Origin of the sequence: Pseudomonas sp. PS01303 (assembly GCF_029959385.1) — a bacterium.
In the GTDB taxonomy this organism is placed as follows: Bacteria; Pseudomonadota; Gammaproteobacteria; order Pseudomonadales; family Pseudomonadaceae; genus Aquipseudomonas; species Aquipseudomonas rustica.
Genome location: NZ_JASCPK010000111.1, coordinates 1 through 20,280 on the forward strand (window position 1 = coordinate 1; position 20,280 = coordinate 20,280).

14 protein-coding genes are annotated in these 20,280 nt (G+C 60.0%); 13 read left to right on the forward strand and 1 reads right to left on the reverse strand.

Going from position 1 to position 20,280, the window contains the following annotated elements:
- Positions 1-229 precede the first annotated feature (229 nt).
- The 3 genes from rpmE to QMX93_RS23080 all read left to right on the forward strand — a co-directional run bounded on the left by rpmE (position 230) and on the right by QMX93_RS23080 (position 2,724).
- A complete protein-coding gene (gene rpmE / locus QMX93_RS23070) occupies positions 230-457 on the forward strand; it encodes a 50S ribosomal protein L31 (protein WP_053116643.1) in 228 nt (75 codons plus the stop codon).
- Between the two features lie 14 nt (positions 458-471).
- Positions 472-1,272, forward strand: a complete 801-nt coding sequence (locus tag QMX93_RS23075; RefSeq protein ID WP_282358099.1) for a thermonuclease family protein — start codon at positions 472-474, stop codon at positions 1,270-1,272.
- A gap of 183 nt (positions 1,273-1,455) precedes the next feature.
- On the forward strand, positions 1,456-2,724 hold the full coding sequence (locus QMX93_RS23080; protein WP_212544820.1) for a malic enzyme-like NAD(P)-binding protein: 1,269 nt from the start codon (positions 1,456-1,458) through the stop codon (positions 2,722-2,724).
- A gap of 320 nt (positions 2,725-3,044) precedes the next feature.
- Here QMX93_RS23080 and QMX93_RS23085 read toward each other — a convergent pair whose 3' ends face one another.
- Positions 3,045-5,486 carry a penicillin-binding protein 1A gene (locus QMX93_RS23085; protein WP_212549928.1) on the reverse strand — a complete coding sequence of 814 codons (2,442 nt, stop codon included), beginning with the start codon at positions 5,484-5,486 and terminating at the stop codon, positions 3,045-3,047.
- A 215-nt stretch (positions 5,487-5,701) separates the two neighbouring features.
- Between QMX93_RS23085 and QMX93_RS23090 the strand changes: the two genes are divergently transcribed.
- The 10 genes from QMX93_RS23090 to QMX93_RS23135 all read left to right on the forward strand — a co-directional run bounded on the left by QMX93_RS23090 (position 5,702) and on the right by QMX93_RS23135 (position 20,188).
- Positions 5,702-6,766: a pilus assembly protein PilM gene (locus QMX93_RS23090; RefSeq protein WP_282358100.1), complete on the forward strand. Its 1,065-nt coding sequence runs from the start codon at positions 5,702-5,704 to the stop codon at positions 6,764-6,766.
- Positions 6,766-7,332 carry a PilN domain-containing protein gene (locus tag QMX93_RS23095; RefSeq protein WP_053116648.1) on the forward strand — a complete coding sequence of 189 codons (567 nt, stop codon included), beginning with the start codon at positions 6,766-6,768 and terminating at the stop codon, positions 7,330-7,332. The genes QMX93_RS23090 and QMX93_RS23095 overlap by 1 nt, the downstream gene beginning before the upstream one ends.
- On the forward strand, positions 7,329-7,952 hold the full coding sequence (gene pilO, locus QMX93_RS23100) for a type 4a pilus biogenesis protein PilO (protein WP_212544823.1): 624 nt from the start codon (positions 7,329-7,331) through the stop codon (positions 7,950-7,952). Before QMX93_RS23095 ends, pilO begins: the two co-directional genes overlap by 4 nt.
- Entirely contained in the window at positions 7,949-8,476 is a 528-nt protein-coding gene (locus tag QMX93_RS23105; protein WP_282358101.1) for a pilus assembly protein PilP, read from the forward strand. Before pilO ends, QMX93_RS23105 begins: the two co-directional genes overlap by 4 nt.
- 13 nt (positions 8,477-8,489) lie before the next feature.
- Positions 8,490-10,562 (forward strand): type IV pilus secretin PilQ, encoded by a 2,073-nt coding sequence (pilQ, locus tag QMX93_RS23110; RefSeq protein ID WP_212544825.1) that lies wholly within the window; start codon positions 8,490-8,492, stop codon positions 10,560-10,562.
- 4 nt (positions 10,563-10,566) lie between these two features.
- A complete protein-coding gene (gene aroK, locus QMX93_RS23115; protein ID WP_053116652.1) occupies positions 10,567-11,085 on the forward strand; it encodes a shikimate kinase AroK in 519 nt (172 codons plus the stop codon).
- A 152-nt stretch (positions 11,086-11,237) separates the two neighbouring features.
- A complete protein-coding gene (gene aroB, locus QMX93_RS23120; RefSeq protein WP_282358102.1) occupies positions 11,238-12,338 on the forward strand; it encodes a 3-dehydroquinate synthase in 1,101 nt (366 codons plus the stop codon).
- Between the two features lie 10 nt (positions 12,339-12,348).
- Positions 12,349-13,941, forward strand: coding sequence for an AAA family ATPase (locus QMX93_RS23125; protein ID WP_159811627.1), 1,593 nt, complete (start codon positions 12,349-12,351; stop codon positions 13,939-13,941).
- Positions 13,942-14,290: 349 nt separating this feature from the next.
- Positions 14,291-18,736, forward strand: coding sequence for a glutamate synthase large subunit (gene gltB / locus QMX93_RS23130; protein ID WP_282358103.1), 4,446 nt, complete (start codon positions 14,291-14,293; stop codon positions 18,734-18,736).
- Positions 18,737-18,769: 33 nt separating this feature from the next.
- The gene (locus QMX93_RS23135; protein WP_007909438.1) at positions 18,770-20,188 is read left to right on the forward strand and encodes an FAD-dependent oxidoreductase; all 1,419 of its coding nucleotides are present in this window, start codon (positions 18,770-18,772) and stop codon (positions 20,186-20,188) included.
- The last annotated feature ends 92 nt before the right edge of the window (positions 20,189-20,280 follow it).

A 20,280-nucleotide genomic window follows, 5' to 3' on the forward strand; every position in this document is an offset into this window, starting at 1 on the left:
GGCTTGCTCGCGAATGCGGCGTGTCAGGCGCTAAATCATTGACTGGCACAACGCATTCGCGAGCAAGCCCGCTCCCACAGGGGAATGCGTTCAAGGTCGGGAGCCTAGCAGACGGTCGGTCTCGGTGACAGCTTGCGTGATTTAAAAGGTCTGGTAGAATCCGCGGCCTAATTACGTGCGGTATTCAACAATCGTGTTGGATGGCGGCACGCAGCCTGAGGAAGACATCATGAAAGCTGATATTCATCCAACATACGAAGTCACCGCAGTTACCTGCAGCTGTGGCAACAAGTTCGAAACTCGTTCGAACCTGGCCAAGCCTCTGGCGATCGACGTTTGCAACGAATGCCACCCGTTCTACACCGGTAAGCAAAAGACTCTGGACACTGGCGGCCGCGTTCAGCGCTTCGCAGACCGTTTCGGTGCTTTCGGCAAGAAGCCTGCTGCTGCAGAGTAAAGTTGAAAGGCCCGATGGGCTTTTCCTCATTGCTGAAAAAGGCGTCCCTTGTGGGCGCCTTTTTTGTGTCTGCGATTTGGCTGTCCGCCGCGCAGGCGTTCTGCCCCACGCCCGTAGGGCTGACCCGCGTCACGGTGCAGCGCGTGGTCGATGGCGACACCGTGCGCCTGAGCGACGGGCGCAGTGTGCGGATGATCGGCCTCAATACACCTGAGCTGGGCAAGCAGGGCCGCAGTGACGAGCCGTTCGCGGTGGCGGCGCGCAAACGTCTGGAATCATTAGTGGCCGACAGCAATGGACAGCTCGGTTTGCGCCTCGGCAAGCAGACGAAAGATCACTACGGCCGCACGCTCGCGCACCTCTACAGCGCCAGCGGCGCCAATCTTGAAGCGCAGATGCTCGCCGATGGCCTCGGTTTTCAGGTCGCGGTCGCGCCGAATATCGATTTGGTTACGTGTCAGCAAGCCGCCGAGCGCAGTGCGCGACAGGCTGGCCGGGGTCTCTGGCGGCAGTCGCCGGTGCTGAAAGCGGCGCAGATCCAGCGTTCCGGTTTCGCCGTGGTCAGTGGCCGTGTGAGCAAGGTTCAGCGCAATCGTGGCGGAACCTGGATCGAGTTGCAGGGTGCGCTTGTATTGCGCGTTGCACCCAATCTGGTCGGACAATTCGGCAATGCCCGATTGCAGGCGTTGAAGGGCAAGCAGATCGAGGTGCGCGGCTGGATTGTTGATCGATCACGGCGCGGCGGCTTGAAACAGGGACAGCCGCGTTGGCTGCTTCCGCTGACAGATCCTGCAATGTTGCAAAGCGCACGCTGAAATAAAATTGTAGACATTTTTTCTGTCGATTGTGAACAGTCCAGCCCTTGTGCGCCGTGGCTCTTGGCCCAAAGTCGTAGGGCAGGGCGCTTGACAGGGGTGACCGCTCAGTCTTGTGGGGACTTTGCGAGGCGCGTATCCTCGCTGACCAGTCTGTCCAACAGTAAAAAGCGGAATGCCAAAATGTCTGATCTGAAAACTGCCGCTCTCGAATATCATGCCAATCCTCGTCCAGGGAAGCTGAGTGTCGAGCTCACCAAGGCCACTGCTACCGCTCGCGACTTGTCGCTGGCCTACAGCCCCGGCGTAGCTGAACCAGTGCGTGAGATCGCTCGCGATCCTGAACTGGCCTACAAATACACCGGCAAGGGCAACCTGGTTGCAGTCATTTCCGATGGCACCGCGATTCTCGGCCTGGGTAACCTCGGCCCATTGGCGTCCAAGCCAGTGATGGAAGGTAAAGGCGTACTGTTCAAGCGCTTCGCCGGCATCGACGTTTTCGACATCGAAGTCGACTCCGAAAGCCCGCAAGCCTTCATCGACACCGTAAAACGCATCTCCATCACTTTCGGTGGCATCAACCTGGAAGACATCAAGGCACCAGAGTGCTTTGAGATCGAACGTGCTCTGATCGAGCAGTGCGACATTCCGGTATTCCACGATGACCAGCACGGTACCGCGATCGTGACCGCTGCCGGCATGATCAACGCCCTGGAAATCGCAGGCAAAACCCTGGCTGATGCCAAGATCGTTTGCCTGGGCGCCGGCGCTGCCGCCATCTCCTGCATGAAGTTGCTGGTGAGCATGGGCGCTCGCATCGAAAACATCTTCATGGTTGACCGTACCGGCGTGATCCACTCCGGCCGTGACGACCTGAACCAGTACAAAGCGGTATTCGCTCACGCCACCGAGAAGCGCAGCCTGGCTGACGCTCTGCAAGGCGCTGACGTGTTCGTCGGTCTGTCCGGCCCGAACCTGCTGAGCCCTGAAGGCCTGCTGTCGATGGCGGCCAACCCGATCGTGTTCGCGTGCTCGAACCCGGATCCGGAAATCTCCCCGGAACTGGCACACGCCACCCGTAACGACGTGATCATGGCCACCGGCCGTTCGGACTACCCGAACCAGGTCAACAACGTACTGGGCTTCCCGTTCATCTTCCGTGGTGCCCTGGACGTTCGCGCCAAGCGCATCAACGAAGAAATGAAAGTGGCTGCCGCCAACGCCCTGCGTGAACTGGCCAAACTGCCAGTGCCACAGGACGTGTGCGATGCCTACGGCGGTGCTCCGCTGGAATTCGGCCGTGAGTACATCATTCCGAAGCCAATGGACAAGCGCCTGATCACCCTGATCTCCGACGCTGTGGCTAAAGCCGCGATCGAGACTGGTGTGGCAACCCTGCCGTATCCGAAGAACTACCCGCTGAAAAGCGTGGATGACGTGTTCAACGGCTAAGCCGTTGTAACGCCTCAACCGAAAGCCCTGGCTCGTGAGAGCCGGGGCTTTTTATTGTCTGGAGATCAAGAGCCCCTCACCCTAATCCTCTCCCGGAGGGAGAGGGGACTGACCGTGGAAGATTCGCGAGATACACCGACCTGAAAGTGAGTTAGCGCCTATGGATTCAACACAGCACGTTCAGGTCGGCATCACTCACCAATATCCCCCAATCAGTCCCCTCTCCCTCCGGGAGAGGGCTAGGGTGAGGGGCCCTTGATCTTCAGCCATAAAAAAGCCCCGCACTTCTCACGAAGGCGGGGGTTTTTAGTACCGCTGGATCAGAACAAGTCGATCGGCGCCTGTTCATCCGCCGGCAGCGGGCTGCCTGGTACAGCGCCGTTACCCAGCTCATTCACCGATGGCGGGGTATCCTCAGCCTTGAACAGCTCGAAGTACGCCCCCGGCGTGCTCGGCGTCGCCGCACGGCCACTCACCGGATCCACACGCAGGCTCAACAAACCTTCCGGCTCAGGCTGCACGTGCGGTGGCTTGTCCTTCAGCGCCGCCGACATGTAATTCATCCAGATTGGCAGTGCCACCGTGCCACCGAACTCGCGACGACCAAGGCTTTCCGGCTGGTCGAAGCCCGTCCAGACCGTGGTCACGTAATCGGCGTTGTATCCGGAGAACCACGCATCCTTCGATTCGTTGGTGGTACCGGTTTTGCCGGCGATGTCGCTGCGACCCATGGCCAGCGCGCGACGGCCGGTGCCGAGCTTGATCACGTCCTGCAACATGCTGTTGAGGATGTACGTGGTGCGGCCATCAACGATGCGCTCGGCCACGGCAGGCGTTTGCGGTGCCGCCGCAGTGCCCGGTGCTTCACCCGGCGTAGCGTTGACCGTGATCGCGTCAGTGTGCGGCGCGGCAATGCCGTCCGTTGCCGCAGCGCCCTGCGGCACGGTCGGCGGGTTGGCGACGAACAGCGTGTCGCCGTTACGGCTTTCGATCTTGTCGATCACATATGGTGTGATCTTGTAGCCACCGTTGGCGAACGTGCTCCAACCGGTCGCGATCTCCATTGGCGTCAGCGTCGCAGTACCCAGTGCCAGCGACAGGTTCGGCGGCAGATCTTGCTTGTTGAAGCCGAAGCGGCTGATGTAGTCGATGGTCTTGCTCACGCCCATCGCTTGCAGCAAACGGATCGACACCAGGTTGCGCGATTTGTACAAACCTTCACGCAAGCGGATCGGGCCGAGGAAGGTATTGGTGTCGTTCTTCGGACGCCAGACCTTGTCCAGGTACTCGTCGACAAACACGATCGGCGCGTCGTTGACCAGCGTCGCGGCGGTGTAGCCGCTGTCCAGCGCGGCGCTATAAACGAATGGCTTGAAGCTCGAACCCGGCTGACGCTTGGCCTGCATGGCGCGGTTGTAGTTGCTCTGCTCGAAAGCGAAACCACCGACCAGCGAGCGGATTGCGCCGTTCTGCGGATCCAGCGAGACCAGCGCGCCTTGCGCCTGCGGGATCTGGCTGAATTTCAGCGAATTGTCTTTCTGACGCTGCACACGAACCAGATCGCCAACCTGCGCAACATCCGACGGCTGACGCGGATTCGGGCCCATGCTGTTGGTATTGAGGAACGGGCGCGCCCATTTCATGGTGTCCCAGGCCACGTGTTCTTCACCGGTGCGGGTCAGCACTTGCAGGCCGTTCTTGTCGACTTGCGTGACGATCGCCGGTTCGAGGCTGCTGATGGTGCGTTGTTTGGTCAGCTCGCTGGCCCAGGCTTCGCGGGTCTTGCCCGGCAGGCGCGACTCGGGGCCACGGTAGCCGTGACGCTGGTCGTAGGTCATCAAACCTTCGTGCAGCGCGGTGTTGGCCATTTCCTGCAGATTGCTCGGTACCGTAGTGGTGACGCGGAAACCTTCGGTATAGGCGTCGCTGCCATAACGGCCGACCATTTCGGCACGGGCCATTTCGGCGATGTACGGTGCGTTCACTTCCGGGGTCGGCACGTGATAACTGGCGTTCAGCGGTTCGTTGATCGCAGCGGTGTAATCCGCTTCGGTGATCTTGCCGAGCTTGTACATGCGCCCGAGGATCCAGTCGCGGCGTTCTTTACTGCGCGTCGGGTTGGCCAGCGGGTTGAAGCGCGACGGGGCTTTCGGCAGGCCGGCGATCATCGCCATCTGCGCAAGGCTGATGTCGCGGATCGACTTGCCGTAATACACCTGCGCCGCCGCCTCGATGCCGTAGGCGCGGTTACCCAGATAGATCTTGTTCACGTACAGCTCAAGGATTTCATCCTTGGTCAGCTGTCGCTCGATCTGCAGGGCCAGAAGGATTTCGGTGGTTTTGCGCGAGAAGCTGCGTTCGCTGGTCAGGAAGAAGTTCTTCGCCACCTGCATGGTGATGGTGCTGCCGCCGGACTGAATGTGGCCGCTTTTGACCAATTGCGTCGCGGCGCGCATCAGGCTGCTCGGATCGACGCCATAGTGATTGGCGAAGTTGTCGTCTTCAGCACTTAGTAACGCATTAATGAAATTGGGGGGAATGTCGGCGAAACGGATCGGAGTCCGGCGCATTTCGCCAAATTCTGCGATCAACTTGTTGTCGCTGCTGTAGACCCGCAATGGAATCTGCAACTGAATGCTTCTCAGGGCCTCCACAGAAGGCAAACCCGGACTAAGGTAAAGATAGGCGCCGCTGAGACCTAAAAGCAGTCCGCAGAAAACGGCGACGATGGACCAACCGAAAAATTTCAGCAGACGAATCAAGGCGTTTGGACATCCAGGGCAAAGAATGAATTTGGCGACGGGGTTCCGGCTACACACAGAACGCCCGCGCAGGCAGTAAAAAGCGGAAAAAATCGCTGGGCATTATAAGCACTTTTCCGCCGGAGGCGTCATTGGCGCGTCTGTCAAGGTGGGGTCAGGGAACGCAATGCGTATTACAGAGTCCGTAACTCACGGAAAGTCATAGGGAATTGGTAGTGCTAGGACTCTTCAATAAAAAGACCAATACGTTACTGGGGATCGACATCAGCTCCACCTCGGTAAAACTGCTGGAGCTGAGCCGTCAGGGCGATCGCTACCGGGTCGAGGCGTACGCGGTAGAGCCGTTGCCGGCGAATGCCGTGGTCGAAAAAAACATCGCCGAACTCGAAGGCGTGGGCCAAGCCCTCAGCCGGGTGCTGGTCAAGGCGCGCACCGGGCTCAAAAGCGTGGCGGTGGCGGTGGCCGGATCAGCGGTGATTACCAAAGTCATCGAAATGGACGCCGGACTTTCCGACGACGAACTGGAAAACCAGCTCAAAATCGAAGCCGACCAATACATTCCCTATCCCTTGGATGAAGTCGCCATCGATTTCGAAGTCCAGGGCGTTTCGCCGCGCAATCCAGAACGGGTCAACGTGTTGCTGGCCGCCTGTCGCAAGGAAAACGTCGAAGTCCGCGAAGCGGCGCTGGCCCTCGCCGGGCTCACTGCGCGGGTGGTGGACGTCGAGGCCTACGCGCTGGAGCGCTCGTTCGGCCTGCTCTCCACGCAACTCGCCGCCTCGCAAGAGCGCCTCACCGTGGCAGTGGTCGACATCGGCGCGACCATGACCACCCTCAGCGTTTTGCACAACGGCAAAATCATTTATACCCGCGAGCAACTGTTCGGCGGGCGTCAGCTGACTGAGGAAATCCAGCGCCGTTACGGCCTGACCGTCGAACAGGCGGGGCTGGCGAAAAAGCAGGGCGGCTTGCCCGACGACTATGTCAGCGAAGTCCTGCAACCGTTTCGCGAAGCGCTGGTGCAGCAAGTGTCGCGCTCGCTGCAGTTTTTCTTCGCCTCCGGGCAGTACAACGCCGTCGATCACATTCTGCTGGCCGGCGGCACGGCGTCGGTGGCGGGGCTCGATCGCCTCATCGAACAGCGCTTGAATACGCCGACGCAAGTGGCCAATCCGTTTTCCGACATGTCCCTGAGCAGCAAGGTCAACGCTGGCGCCCTGGCCAGTGATGCGCCGGCCCTGATGATTGCCTGCGGGCTCGCGCTCAGGAGTTTTGACTGATGGCGCGGATCAACCTTTTACCGTGGCGCGAGGAGCGCCGTGAAGAGCGGCGCAAACGCTTCCTGCTGGCGCTGACCGGGGTCATCGTCGGTTCGGTGGGCGCAGTGTTTATCGCCGATCAGGTGATCAGCGCGGCGATCGATCGACAAGTGGCGCGCAACGATTACATCGGCAAACAAATTGCCGTGGTCGACGAACGGATCAAGCAGATCAGTGAACTCAAGGCCCATCGCCAGCAACTGGTCGAACGCATGCGCATCATCCAGGACTTGCAGGGCAACCGGCAGGTCAGCGGGCGGATCTTCGATCAACTGGCGCGGACACTGCCCGACGGCGTGTATTTCACCCAAGTGAAAATGCTCGGCAAAACCCTGTCGATCAGTGGCGCGGCGGAGTCGAACAACCGTGTCTCCGAGTTGATGCGCAATCTTGACGCCTCCGACTGGTTCGATGCGCCGAGCCTCAATGAAGTCAAAGCCACCTCCGCCGATCAAGTGGAACAGGCCAACGTCTTCCAGTTAACCGTTCGTCAGACTCAGCCGAAGACGACGGAGGACGAGCCATGAAGCCGTCCGAATGGCTGGAGAGCCTGCGCAACATCGACTTCAACGACCTCGACACCAGCAACATCGGCTCGTGGCCAGCGGCGGTAAAAGCCATGGCCGGCGCATTGCTGATGATTCTGGTGCTCGCGCTGGGCTACAACTTTTTCATCAGCGACATGCAAGACCAACTCGAACTCAAGCGCGAAGAAGAAGCCACGCTCAAGGAGCAGTTCGCCAGCAAGGCGCATGTCTCGGCCAATCTCGAGCTGTACACCCAACAGATGAAGGAGATGGAAAACTCCTTCGGCGTGCTGTTGCGGCAGTTGCCCAGCGACACCGAAGTGCCGGGCCTGCTCGAAGACATCACCCGCACCGGTCTGGGCAGCGGTCTGGAATTTGAAGAGATCAAATTGCTGCCGGAGGTCACCCAGCAGTTCTACATCGAGTTGCCGATCCAGATCACCGTGACTGGCGCCTATCACGATCTCGCGACTTTCGTCAGCGGCGTCGCCGGGTTGCCGCGCATCGTCACCCTGCATGATTTCGAACTGGCGCCAGCCAATCCCGAAGGCGGGACGAAGCTGCGCATGAACATCCTCGCCAAGACGTACCGCTATAACGACAAGGGGCTGCAAAAATGAGCCCGCCACGCTATTTGGCCCTGTCGATGGCACTGCTCGCGCTCAATGGTTGTGGTGGCGGCAATGACTTCAGCGACCTTGATGCCTACATGAATGAAGTGCGACTGCGCCCGCCGGGGAAAATTGAACCAACCCCGACATTTCGGTCTTACCCCACATTCACTTACAGCGCCGCCAACCTGCGCAGCCCGTTCTCGCGTCAGGTGCGCATCGATCTGGCCGGGCAAAAACAGGGTTCGCGCAACGTCAAACCCGACCCCAATCGGGTCAAGCAATACCTCGAAGGTTTCAACATCGAGCAGTTTGAAATGGTCGGCACCATCTCCAATGCCGGCGGCTCTTTCGCGCTGTTGCGCGGAGCCGGCGGCGTGCACCGGATGAAGGTCGGCGACTACCTGGGGCGCAATGACGGACGCATCGTCTCGATCAGCGCCACCCAGGTCGATGTGGTCGAGATCGTTCCCGATGGCGAAGGGGCCTGGCTGGAACGTCCGCGCACCATTCCTTTGAAAGAGCACTCATAGTGGAAGTCGAACAATGAACAGGATTTTCTCCACCCTCGGTTTTTCGCTATGGATAGCGTTGTTGTCGCCGATGGTTATTGCGGCCAATCTGAAGACGCTGGACGTGGCGGCCTTGCCGGGTGATCGCGTCGAGCTGAAGCTGTCGTTCGACGGCCCGCCACCGCAGCCCAAGGGCTATACCACTGAATCGCCGGCGCGGATTGCTCTGGACTTGCCCGGGGTTGCCAGCCAATTGGCCAGCAAGAGTCTCGATCTAGGCAGCGGTAATGCGCGCACGGCGACGGTGGTTGAGGCCAAGGATCGCACGCGACTGATCGTCAGCCTGACGCAACTGGCGCCGTATGACACGCGGGTCGAGGGCAATAATCTGTTCGTGGTGGTGGGGCAAGGTGCTCCGGCCGCAGCACCGCGTCCCGTTGCCGCGCCGCGCATTACGCCTGTTGCGGTACCGATAAAACCCTATGTCGCAAAAACCAAAGCCATTCGCGGCGTCGACTTTCAACGTGGTACGGCGGGCGAAGGCAATGTGGTCATCGATCTGTCCGACCCGACCATTGCCCCGGATATTCAGGAGCATGACGGCAAAATCATCCTCAGCTTCGCCCGCACGCAATTGCCGGAAAAGCTGCGCGTACGCCTCGACGTCAAGGATTTCGCCACCCCGGTGCAGTTCGTCAATTCCAGCGTCAGCGGTGATCGCGCGATCATCACCGTCGAGCCCGGCGGCACTTACGACTATTCAACTTTCCAGACCGACAACAAACTGACCGTCAGCGTCCGGCCGATGACCGTCGACGACCTGCAAAAACGCAATGCTGATCGCCAGGCTTACGTCGGTGAAAAGCTCTCGCTGAATTTCCAGGACATCGACGTGCGCTCGGTGCTGCAACTGATCGCCGATTTCACCAACCTCAATCTGGTCGCCAGTGACACGGTGCAGGGCGGCATTACCTTGCGCCTGCAAAACGTGCCGTGGGATCAGGCGCTGGATCTGGTGCTGAAAACCAAAGGGCTGGATAAACGCAAAATCGGCAACGTGCTGCTGGTCGCGCCCGCCGATGAAATTGCCGCCCGCGAGCGCCAGGAACTGGAGTCGCAGAAGCAGATCGCCGAACTGGCGCCGCTGCGTCGTGAATTGCTGCAAGTGAATTACGCCAAGGCAGCAGACATCGCCAAGCTGTTCCAGTCGGTGACCAGCGCCGAGGCGAAAATCGACGAGCGCGGTTCGATCACCGTCGATGAGCGCACCAACAACATCATCGCCTACCAGACCCAGGATCGCCTCGACGAGCTGCGACGGATCGTGGCGCAACTGGATATTCCGGTGCGTCAGGTGATGATCGAAGCCCGAATCGTTGAGGCCAACGTCGATTACGACAAAAGCCTCGGCGTGCGCTGGGGCGGCTCGATTCAGAACAAGGGCAACTGGAACGCCTCCGGGGTCAACGGCTCATCGACCACCATTGGCACGCCGGGCAGCACCAGCACCAACTCGCCGTTCGTCGATATGGGCACGGTCGGCAACACCTCTGGGATTGGCATCGCCTTTATTACTGACAACGTCTTGCTCGATCTCGAACTGACGGCGATGGAAAAGACCGGCAACGGTGAAATCGTTTCGCAACCGAAGGTTGTTACTTCCGACAAGGAAACCGCGAAAATCCTCAAGGGCACCGAGATTCCGTATCAGGAAGCCAGCTCCAGCGGCGCGACTTCGGTGTCGTTCAAAGAGGCGTCTTTGTCGCTGGAAGTGACGCCGCAGATCACCCCCGATAACCGCATCATCATGGAGGTCAAGGTCACCAAGGATGAGCCGGACTACCTGAACAAAGTGCAGGATGTGCCGCCGATCAAGAAAAACGAGGTCAACGCCAAGGTGCTGGTCAACGATGGCGAAACCATCGTGATTGGTGGTGTTTTCTCAAATACTCAAAGCAAGGTCGTAGATAAGGTGCCATTTCTTGGCGATGTGCCGTATCTTGGCCGCCTTTTCCGGCGTGATGTGGTTTCGGAGAAAAAATCCGAGCTGCTGGTATTTCTCACTCCGCGTATCATGAATAACCAGGCGATTGCTGTGAGTCGTTGATTCTGTGCGAAATTTGATTCTTGTAGGACCGATGGGCGCTGGTAAAAGCACCATCGGCCGGTTGCTGGCCAAAGAGCTGCGCCTGCCGTTCAAAGATTCCGACAAGGAAATTGAACTGCGCACGGGCGCCAATATCCCGTGGATCTTCGATAAGGAAGGCGAGCCCGGCTTTCGTGACCGTGAGCAGGCGATGATCGCCGAGCTGTGCGAGTTCGATGGCGTGGTGCTGGCGACCGGCGGCGGCGCGGTGATGCGTGATGCCAATCGCAAGGCTCTGCATGAGGGCGGGCGCGTGGTCTATTTGCACGCCTCCGTCGAACAGCAGGTCGGCCGCACCTCGCGCGACCGCAATCGGCCGTTGCTGCGCACCGCCAATCCCGAGAAAACCCTGCGCGATTTGCTGGCGATCCGTGATCCGCTGTATCGGGAAATCGCCGATCTGGTGGTGGAAACCGACGAACGGCCGCCGCGCATGGTAGTGCTCGACATTCTCGAGCGTCTGGCGCAGCTTCCTCCCCGTTAAAGCATCGCTCGAAATGCGCTATCCTCGGCGTCCTGTCACAACCCGTCGCGGTTGTGGCGGCTGGCGGGCGAGCGGCGTCATACCCGCTATAGGCCGCAGATAACCAATAATTCAGGGCAGGATGCCTGCTTCCATCTTCACTGTGGGGACACATGCAGACACTCAAGGTCGATCTAGGCGAGCGCAGCTACCCGATTCATATTGGCGAAGGTTTGTTGGATCAGCCCGAGTTGCTGGCGCCGCATATCCATGGGCGGCAGGTGGCAATCATCTCCAACGAGACCGTTGCGCCGCTCTATCTCGAACGTCTGACCCGCAGCCTCGCGCAGTTCTCGGTGATCTCCGTGGTGCTGCCGGACGGCGAAGCCTTCAAGAACTGGGAAACCCTGCAACTGATCTTCGACGGTCTGCTGACCGCGCGTCATGACCGCCGCACCACCGTGATCGCCCTCGGCGGCGGTGTGATCGGCGACATGGCCGGTTTCGCCGCCGCCTGCTATCAGCGCGGCGTCGACTTCATTCAGATCCCGACGACGTTGCTGTCCCAGGTCGATTCGTCGGTGGGCGGCAAAACCGGTATCAACCATCCGCTGGGCAAGAACATGGTCGGCGCGTTCTATCAGCCGAACGTGGTGCTGATCGATACCGCCTCGCTGAAAACCCTGCCCGAGCGTGAACTGTCCGCCGGTCTGGCAGAGGTCATCAAGTACGGGCTGATTTGCGACGAGCCGTTCCTCGGCTGGCTCGAAGACAACGTCGACGCCCTGCGTGCGCTCGATCAAAAAGCCCTGACTTACGCCATCGAGCGTTCCTGCGCGGCCAAGGCTGCGGTGGTCGGCGCCGACGAGAAAGAAACCGGCGTGCGCGCCACCCTCAATCTCGGTCACACCTTCGGTCACGCCATCGAGACCCACATGGGCTATGGTGTCTGGTTGCATGGTGAGGCCGTCGCGGCTGGCACGGTGATGGCGCTGGAAATGTCCGCGCGTCTGGGCTGGATCAGCGAAGCGGAACGTGATCGCGGCATTCGTCTGTTCCAGCGCGCCGGTCTGCCGGTGGTGCCGCCGACAGAAATGTCCGAAGCCGATTTTCTTGAACACATGGCAATCGACAAAAAAGTGATCGACGGTCGTCTGCGCCTGGTGCTGCTGCGCCGGATGGGCGAAGCGGTAGTGACCGCCGATTATCCGAAAGAGGTTCTACAGGCCACGCTGGGAGCGGATTACCGCGCCCTGGCTCAGCTTAAAGGTTGAAAAGATTCCAATGACTAGTTTGCATGCCGACGAGGCGTTCCTCGGCCATTTCCAGTTAAGCCACGACCCCTTCGCGCCACGAGTGCCGGGTTTTAAATTCTTCCCGGCCCAGCGCAAACCAGTGCTGGGTCAGCTGCATCATCTGGCGCGTTACAGCCAGTTGCTGCTGGTCGTGACTGGCCCGCAAGGCAGCGGCAAGACCTTGCTGCGTCAGGCGCTGGTCGCCAGCACCAACAAGCAATCGGTACAGAGCGTGGTGGTTTCCGCCCGTGGCGCCGGTGATGCGGCCGGTGTGCTGCGTCAGGTTGCCCAGGCGCTGAACGTCGCTCAGGCCGAAGTGGGCGCGATTCTGGATCAGGTGGTGCAACTCGCGCTGACCGGTCAGGAAGTCTATCTGCTGGTGGATGACGCCGAACAACTCGACGAATCCGCCCTCGAAGCGCTGATGGCGCTGGGTGCCGGTGCACCGGAAGGTCGCCCGCACGTATTCCTGTTTGGTGAGTCGTCGCTGATCGCGCAACTCGAGGCTTTGCACCTTGAGGAAGAGCGTTTCCACGTCATCGAATTGCAGCCGTACACCGAAGAAGAGACCCGCGAGTATCTCGACCAACGGCTCGAAGGTGCAGGCCGTGGTGTCGAACTTTTCACCGCGGATCAGATCTCTGATATTCACGAAAGCGCCGAGGGTTGGCCGGGCAACATCAACCAGGTCGCTCGCGATGCACTGATCGAAGTCATGATTGCCAGCCGCTCTGCGGTCAAGCGTCCAAGTATGGGGTTCAACATGCCGAAGAAACACGTATTGGCGATTTCTGCCGTCGTTGTGGTTGCGGTCGCCGCCGCCTGGCTGATGCCGGGTCGCAACAAGACACCAACTACCGGCGCTCCTGCCAATGAACAGGCGCAGTTGCCTTTGGGTCAGGGCGGGGCGAACGGGGCTAATCCTTCCGTCGAATTCGCCGGCAATACCCAACCGATGCCGCTGCCGCTGGTCGGCAACTCGCAACCGGTCATGCGTGGCCCGTTGGCTGAAGCCGCCGGTGGCATCACCGAAGGCGACGACGGCGTGCCGGTCGAAGGCTCCAGCGCCACACCGCCGACCGTCACCACTTCCGCACCTCCGGCAGGCGTTCCGGCTGGCCCTGCGCCAACACCGGCTCCAGCCCCGGCCGCGAAGCCGACGCCAGCGCCAACCCAAATTGCTACCGCCAAGCCTGCTCCGGCAGCGCCTGCAGCGAAACCGGCTCCAGCGCCGGCCAAGCCAGCCGCTGCTGCCAAGCCTGCCGAGAAGCCGGTTACCGTGGCCAAAGCCGCCGGTGGCAGCTGGTACGCCGGTCAGCCGACCGGTAACTACGTGGTGCAGATCCTCGGCACCAGCTCGGAAACTGCCGCGCAAAACTTCGTCAAGGAGCAGGGCGGCGAGTACCGTTATTTCAAGAAAGTCCTCAACGGCAAGCCGCTTTACGTGATCACTTATGGCAACTTCGCCAATCGTGATGCGGCCGTTTCTGCCATCAAGGCCTTGCCAGCGAAGGTTCAGGCTGGTAAACCTTGGCCTCGCACTGTCGCCAGCGTCCAACAAGAACTGGCAACAACTCGCTGAAGATTCGGCGGCCTTACCCAGGCCGCCTCTCCAAGCACCTCAAAATTTCTGCAAGTGCGCGCTTCCTTCCAGGTCGCGTGCCTTGTGGTGTCTGCGTCATAGTAGTCTTTGAGTCGTTGCAGTCAGAATTAAAAAAGTTTTGACTAGCACAGCAGATCGCTTTAAACCTTTCACAAATGCGACATGAATTTGCGACATTTCGTCGTCAAATTTGTGAGCCTCTGTGTCGCTGTGTACAATGACCACCCTTTTGCCCCCGCTAAGCCGGCGTACGTTCGGCGCGGATCGCAAGTGGTTGAATTGAAAAGAAATTTGCCTCGACAAGAGGCAGCCTGGTGAGAAAGTGTCTATGAAAGCAGGTCTGTACCAACCAGATGAATTCAAGGATAACTGCGGTTTCGGCCTGATAGCCCATATGCAGGGCGAGCCCAGTCATACCCTTTTGCAAACGGCCATTGAGGCCCTGACCTGCATGACCCACCGCGGTGGGATTAATGCCGACGGCAAGACCGGTGACGGTTGCGGTCTGCTGATTCAGAAGCCTGACGCGTTCCTGCGAGCCATTGCCCAGGAAACCTTCAGCGTCGAGCTGCCCAAGCAATATGCGGTGGGCATGGTCTTCTTCAACCAGGATCCGGCCAAGGCCGAAGCCGCTCGCGAAAACATGAACCGCGAGATCCTCGCTGAAGGCCTGCAGTTGATCGGCTGGCGCAAAGTGCCCATCGACACCAGCGTCCTCGGCCGCCTGGCCCTTGAGCGCCTGCCGCAAATCGAGCAGGTGTACATCGGCGGCGAAGGCCTGAGCGATCAGGACATGGCCGTGAAGCTGTTCAGTGCGCGTCGTCGTTCGTCGGTGTCCAACGCCGTCGACTCCGACCACTACATCTGCAGCTTTTCGCACAAAACCATCATCTATAAAGGCCTGATGATGCCGGCCGATCTGGCCGCGTTTTATCCAGACCTGAGTGACGAGCGCCTGCAAACCGCGATCTGCGTTTTCCACCAGCGCTTCTCCACCAACACCCTGCCGAAATGGCCGCTGGCTCAGCCATTCCGCTTCCTCGCCCACAACGGCGAGATCAACACCATCACCGGTAACCGCAACTGGGCGCAGGCCCGGCGCACCAAGTTCAGCAACGATCTGATGGATCTGGAAGAACTCGGCCCGCTGGTTAACCGTGTCGGTTCCGACTCTTCCAGCATGGACAACATGCTCGAACTGATGGTCACCGGTGGCATCGACCTGTTCCGTGGCGTGCGGATGATCATTCCGCCAGCGTGGCAGAACGTTGAAACCATGGACCCGGATCTGCGTGCGTTCTACGAGTACAACTCGATGCACATGGAGCCGTGGGACGGCCCGGCCGGCGTGGTAATGACCGACGGTCGTTACGCGGTGTGCCTGCTCGACCGTAACGGTCTGCGCCCGGCGCGTTGGGTCACCACCACCAACGGTTTCATCACCCTCGCGTCGGAAATCGGCGTGTGGGACTACAAGCCGGAAGACGTGATTGCCAAAGGTCGTGTCGGCCCTGGCCAGATCTTCGCCGTGGACACCGAAACCGGGCAGATCCTCGACACCGACGCGATCGATAACCGTCTGAAGTCCCGTCATCCGTACAAGCAATGGCTGCGCAAGAACGCTCTGCGCATTCAGGCGACCATGGAAGACAACGACCACGGTTCGGCTTTCTACGACGTCGATCAGCTCAAGCAATACATGAAGATGTATCAGGTAACGTTCGAAGAGCGCGATCAGGTCCTGCGTCCGCTCGGCGAGCAAGGCTACGAAGCCGTGGGCTCGATGGGCGACGACACGCCGATGGCCGTGCTCTCGCAGCGCGTGCGCACGCCGTACGACTATTTCCGTCAGCAGTTCGCGCAGGTTACCAACCCGCCGATCGACCCGCTGCGTGAAGCGATCGTGATGTCGCTGGAAATCTGCCTCGGTGCCGAGCGCAACATTTTCCAGGAGTCGCCGGAACACGCCTCGCGCGTGATCCTCAGCTCGCCGGTGATCTCGCCGGCCAAGTGGCGCTCGCTGATGAACCTCGACCGTCCGGGTTTCGAGCGCCAGATCATCGACCTCAATTACGACGAAAGCGTCGGCCTCGAAGCGGCGATCCGCAACGTTGCCGATCAGGCTGAAGAAGCCGTGCGCGCCGGTCGTACCCAGATCGTCCTGAGCGACCGCCATATCGCCCCGGGCAAGCTGCCGATCCACGCCTCGCTGGCGACCGGTGCCGTGCACCACCGCCTGACCGAAAAAGGCCTGCGTTGCGATTCCAACATCCTTGTTGAAACCGCGACCGCCCGTGACCCGCATCACTTTGCGGTGCTGATCGGTTTCGGCGCCTCGGCGGTCTATCCGTTCCTCGCGTACGAAGTGCTGGGCGACCTGATCCGTACCGGTGAAGTGCTGGGCGACCTCTATGAGGTGTTCAAGAACTACCGCAAAGGCATCACCAAAGGTCTGCTGAAGATCCTCTCGAAGATGGGTATCTCGACCATCGCCTCCTACCGCGGAGCACAATTGTTCGAAGCGATCGGCCTGTCCGAAGAAGTTTGCGACCTGAGCTTCCGTGGCGTGCCGAGCCGCATCAAGGGTGCGCGTTTCGTCGACATCGAAGCCGAGCAGAAAGCACTCGCCAGCGAAGCCTGGAGTCCGCGCAAGCCGATCCAGCAGGGCGGTCTGCTGAAGTTCGTCCACGGTGGCGAATATCACGCCTACAACCCGGACGTGGTCAACACCCTGCAAGCCGCCGTGCAGCAGGGCGACTACGCCAAGTTCAAGGAATACACCTCGCTGGTGGACAACCGTCCGGTGTCGATGATCCGCGACCTGTTCAAGGTCAAGACCCTCGACACGCCGCTGGATATCAGTGAAATCGAGCCGCTGGAATCGGTGCTCAAGCGCTTCGACTCCGCCGGTATCTCGCTGGGCGCCTTGTCGCCGGAAGCTCACGAAGCCTTGGCCGAAGCCATGAACCGCCTCGGTGCGCGTTCCAACTCCGGCGAAGGTGGTGAAGACCCGGCGCGTTACGGCACCATCAAGAGCTCGAAAATCAAGCAGGTTGCGACTGGCCGTTTCGGCGTAACCCCGGAATACCTGGTCAACGCCGAAGTGCTGCAGATCAAGGTCGCCCAAGGCGCCAAGCCGGGCGAAGGCGGGCAACTGCCGGGCGGTAAAGTGAACGGGCTGATCGCCAAGCTGCGTTATGCAGTGCCGGGCGTGACCTTGATTTCGCCGCCGCCGCACCACGACATCTACTCGATCGAAGACTTGTCGCAGCTGATTTTCGACCTCAAGCAAGTCAACCCGAAGGCACTGGTTTCGGTGAAGCTGGTGGCTGAAGCGGGCGTCGGCACCATCGCCGCCGGTGTGGCCAAGGCCTATGCGGACTTGATCACCATCTCCGGCTACGACGGCGGCACCGGTGCTTCGCCGCTGACTTCGATCAAATACGCCGGCGCACCGTGGGAACTCGGCCTCGCCGAAACCCACCAGACTCTGCGCGGCAACGACCTGCGCGGCAAAGTCCGGGTGCAGACCGACGGTGGCCTGAAAACCGGCCTCGACGTGATCAAGGCTGCAATCCTCGGCGCTGAAAGCTTCGGCTTCGGTACTGCGCCAATGATCGCGCTGGGCTGCAAATACCTGCGTATCTGCCACCTGAACAACTGCGCCACCGGCGTTGCGACTCAGAACGAGAAGCTACGTAAAGACCACTACATCGGCACCGTCGACATGGTGGTGAATTTCTTCACTTACGTCGCCGAAGAAACCCGTGAGTGGCTGGCCAAGCTCGGCGTGCGTTCCCTCGAAGAGCTGATCGGTCGTACCGATCTGCTGGAAATCCTCGAAGGCCAGACCGCCAAGCAGAACCACCTCGATCTGACGCCGCTGTTGGGCAGCGATCACATCCCGGCAGATAAGCCTCAGTTCTGCGGCGTTGAGCGCAACCCGCCGTTCGACAAAGGCTTGCTGGCCGAGAAAATGGTCGAGATGGCCTCGTCGGCGATCAACGACATGAGCGGCGCCGAGTTCGAACTGGATATCTGCAACTGCGACCGTTCGATCGGCGCGCGGATCTCCGGCGAAATCGCGCGCAAGCACGGCAACCAGGGCATGGCGAAAGCGCCGATCACCTTCCGCTTCAAAGGCACGGCTGGTCAGAGCTTCGGTGTGTGGAACGCCGGCGGTCTGAACATGTACCTCGAAGGCGATGCCAACGACTACGTCGGCAAAGGCATGACCGGTGGCAAACTGACCATCGTGCCGCCGAAGGGCAGCGTTTATAAGACTCAGGACAGCGCCATCATCGGCAACACCTGCCTGTACGGCGCGACGGGCGGCAAGCTGTTCGCCGCCGGCACCGCAGGCGAGCGTTTCGCCGTGCGTAACTCCGGTGCCCACACGGTTGTGGAAGGCACTGGCGATCACTGCTGTGAGTACATGACCGGTGGTTTTGTCTGCGTTCTGGGCAAGACCGGTTACAACTTCGGCTCTGGCATGACCGGTGGTTTCGCCTACGTGCTCGATCAGGACAACGCCTTCGTTGACCGGGTCAACCACGAACTGGTGGAAATCCAGCGGATCAGCGGCGAGGCGATGGAAGCCTATCGCAGCCACCTGCAAAACGTGCTGAACGAGTACGTCGCGGAAACTGACAGCGAGTGGGGTCGTGAACTCGCCGAAAACCTCGATGACTACCTGCGCCGTTTCTGGCTGGTCAAGCCTAAGGCTGCCAATCTGAAATCGTTGCTTTCCAGCACTCGTGCCAACCCGCAGTGATATGCGCCTGAAGAGTTTGATGAGGTTTTAACAATGGCTGAACGTCTGAATAACGACTTCCAGTTCATCGATGTCGGGCGCAAAGATCCGAAGAAGAAACTGTTGCGTCAACGCAAGAAAGAGTTCGTCGAAATCTACGAACCGTTCAAACCCCAGCAGTCGGCCGATCAGGCCCACCGCTGCCTGGGTTGCGGCAACCCGTATTGCGAATGGAAGTGCCCGGTGCACAACTTCATTCCCAACTGGCTGAAGCTGGTGGCCGAGGGCAACATCCTTCAGGCCGCCGAGCTGTCGCACCAGACCAACACCCTGCCGGAAGTCTGCGGCCGCGTGTGTCCGCAGGATCGTCTGTGCGAGGGTGCCTGCACCCTTAACGACGGCTTCGGTGCGGTGACCATCGGTTCGGTCGAGAAGTACATCACCGACACCGCGTTCGCCATGGGCTGGCGCCCGGACATGTCCAAGGTCAAACCGACCGGCAAACGTGTCGCGATCATCGGCGCGGGCCCGGCGGGCCTGGGTTGTGCCGACGTGCTGGTACGCGGTGGCGTGACCCCGGTGGTGTTCGACAAGAACCCGGAAATCGGTGGTTTGCTGACCTTCGGCATCCCCGAGTTCAAGCTGGAAAAGACCGTGCTGAGCAATCGTCGCGAAGTCTTCACCGGCATGGGCATCGAGTTCCGTCTCAATACCGAAGTCGGCAAAGACGTGACCATGGAACAACTGCTCGCCGAATACGATGCGGTGTTCATGGGTATGGGCACTTACACCTACATGAAGGGCGGCTTTGCCGGTGAGGATCTGCCGGGCGTTTATGACGCACTGGACTTCCTGATCGCCAACGTCAACCGCAACCTGGGCTTTGAAAAGTCGCCGGAAGATTTCGTCGACATGAAAGGCAAAAAGGTCGTGGTACTCGGCGGCGGCGACACGGCGATGGACTGCAACCGCACGTCGATCCGTCAGGGCGCCAAATCGGTGACCTGTGCTTATCGTCGTGACGAAGCGAACATGCCCGGCTCGCGCAAAGAGGTGAAAAACGCCAAGGAAGAAGGCGTGAAATTCCTCTACAACCGCCAGCCGATCGCTATCGTCGGTGAAGACAAGGTCGAAGGCGTTAAAGTGGTCGAGACCCGTCTCGGCGAACCGGACGCCCGTGGCCGTCGCAGCCCAGAGCCGATCCCGGGTTCCGAAGAGATCATCCCGGCCGACGCCGTGGTCATCGCGTTCGGCTTCCGCCCGAGCCCGGCACCGTGGTTCGAACAGTTCGAAATCCAGACCGACAGCCAGGGCCGCGTTGTCGCGCCTGAGCAAGGTCAGTACAAGCACCAGACCAGCAACCCGAAAATCTTTGCCGGTGGTGACATGGTGCGCGGTTCCGACCTGGTGGTAACGGCGATCTTCGAAGGCCGCAACGCCGCCGAAGGGATCCTTGATTACCTGGGTGTCTAAAAAACAACGCAATCTCTTGTAGGAGTGAGCCTGCTCGCGATGGCGGTAGATCAGTCACCTGATGCATTGGCTGATACTCCGCCATCGCGAGC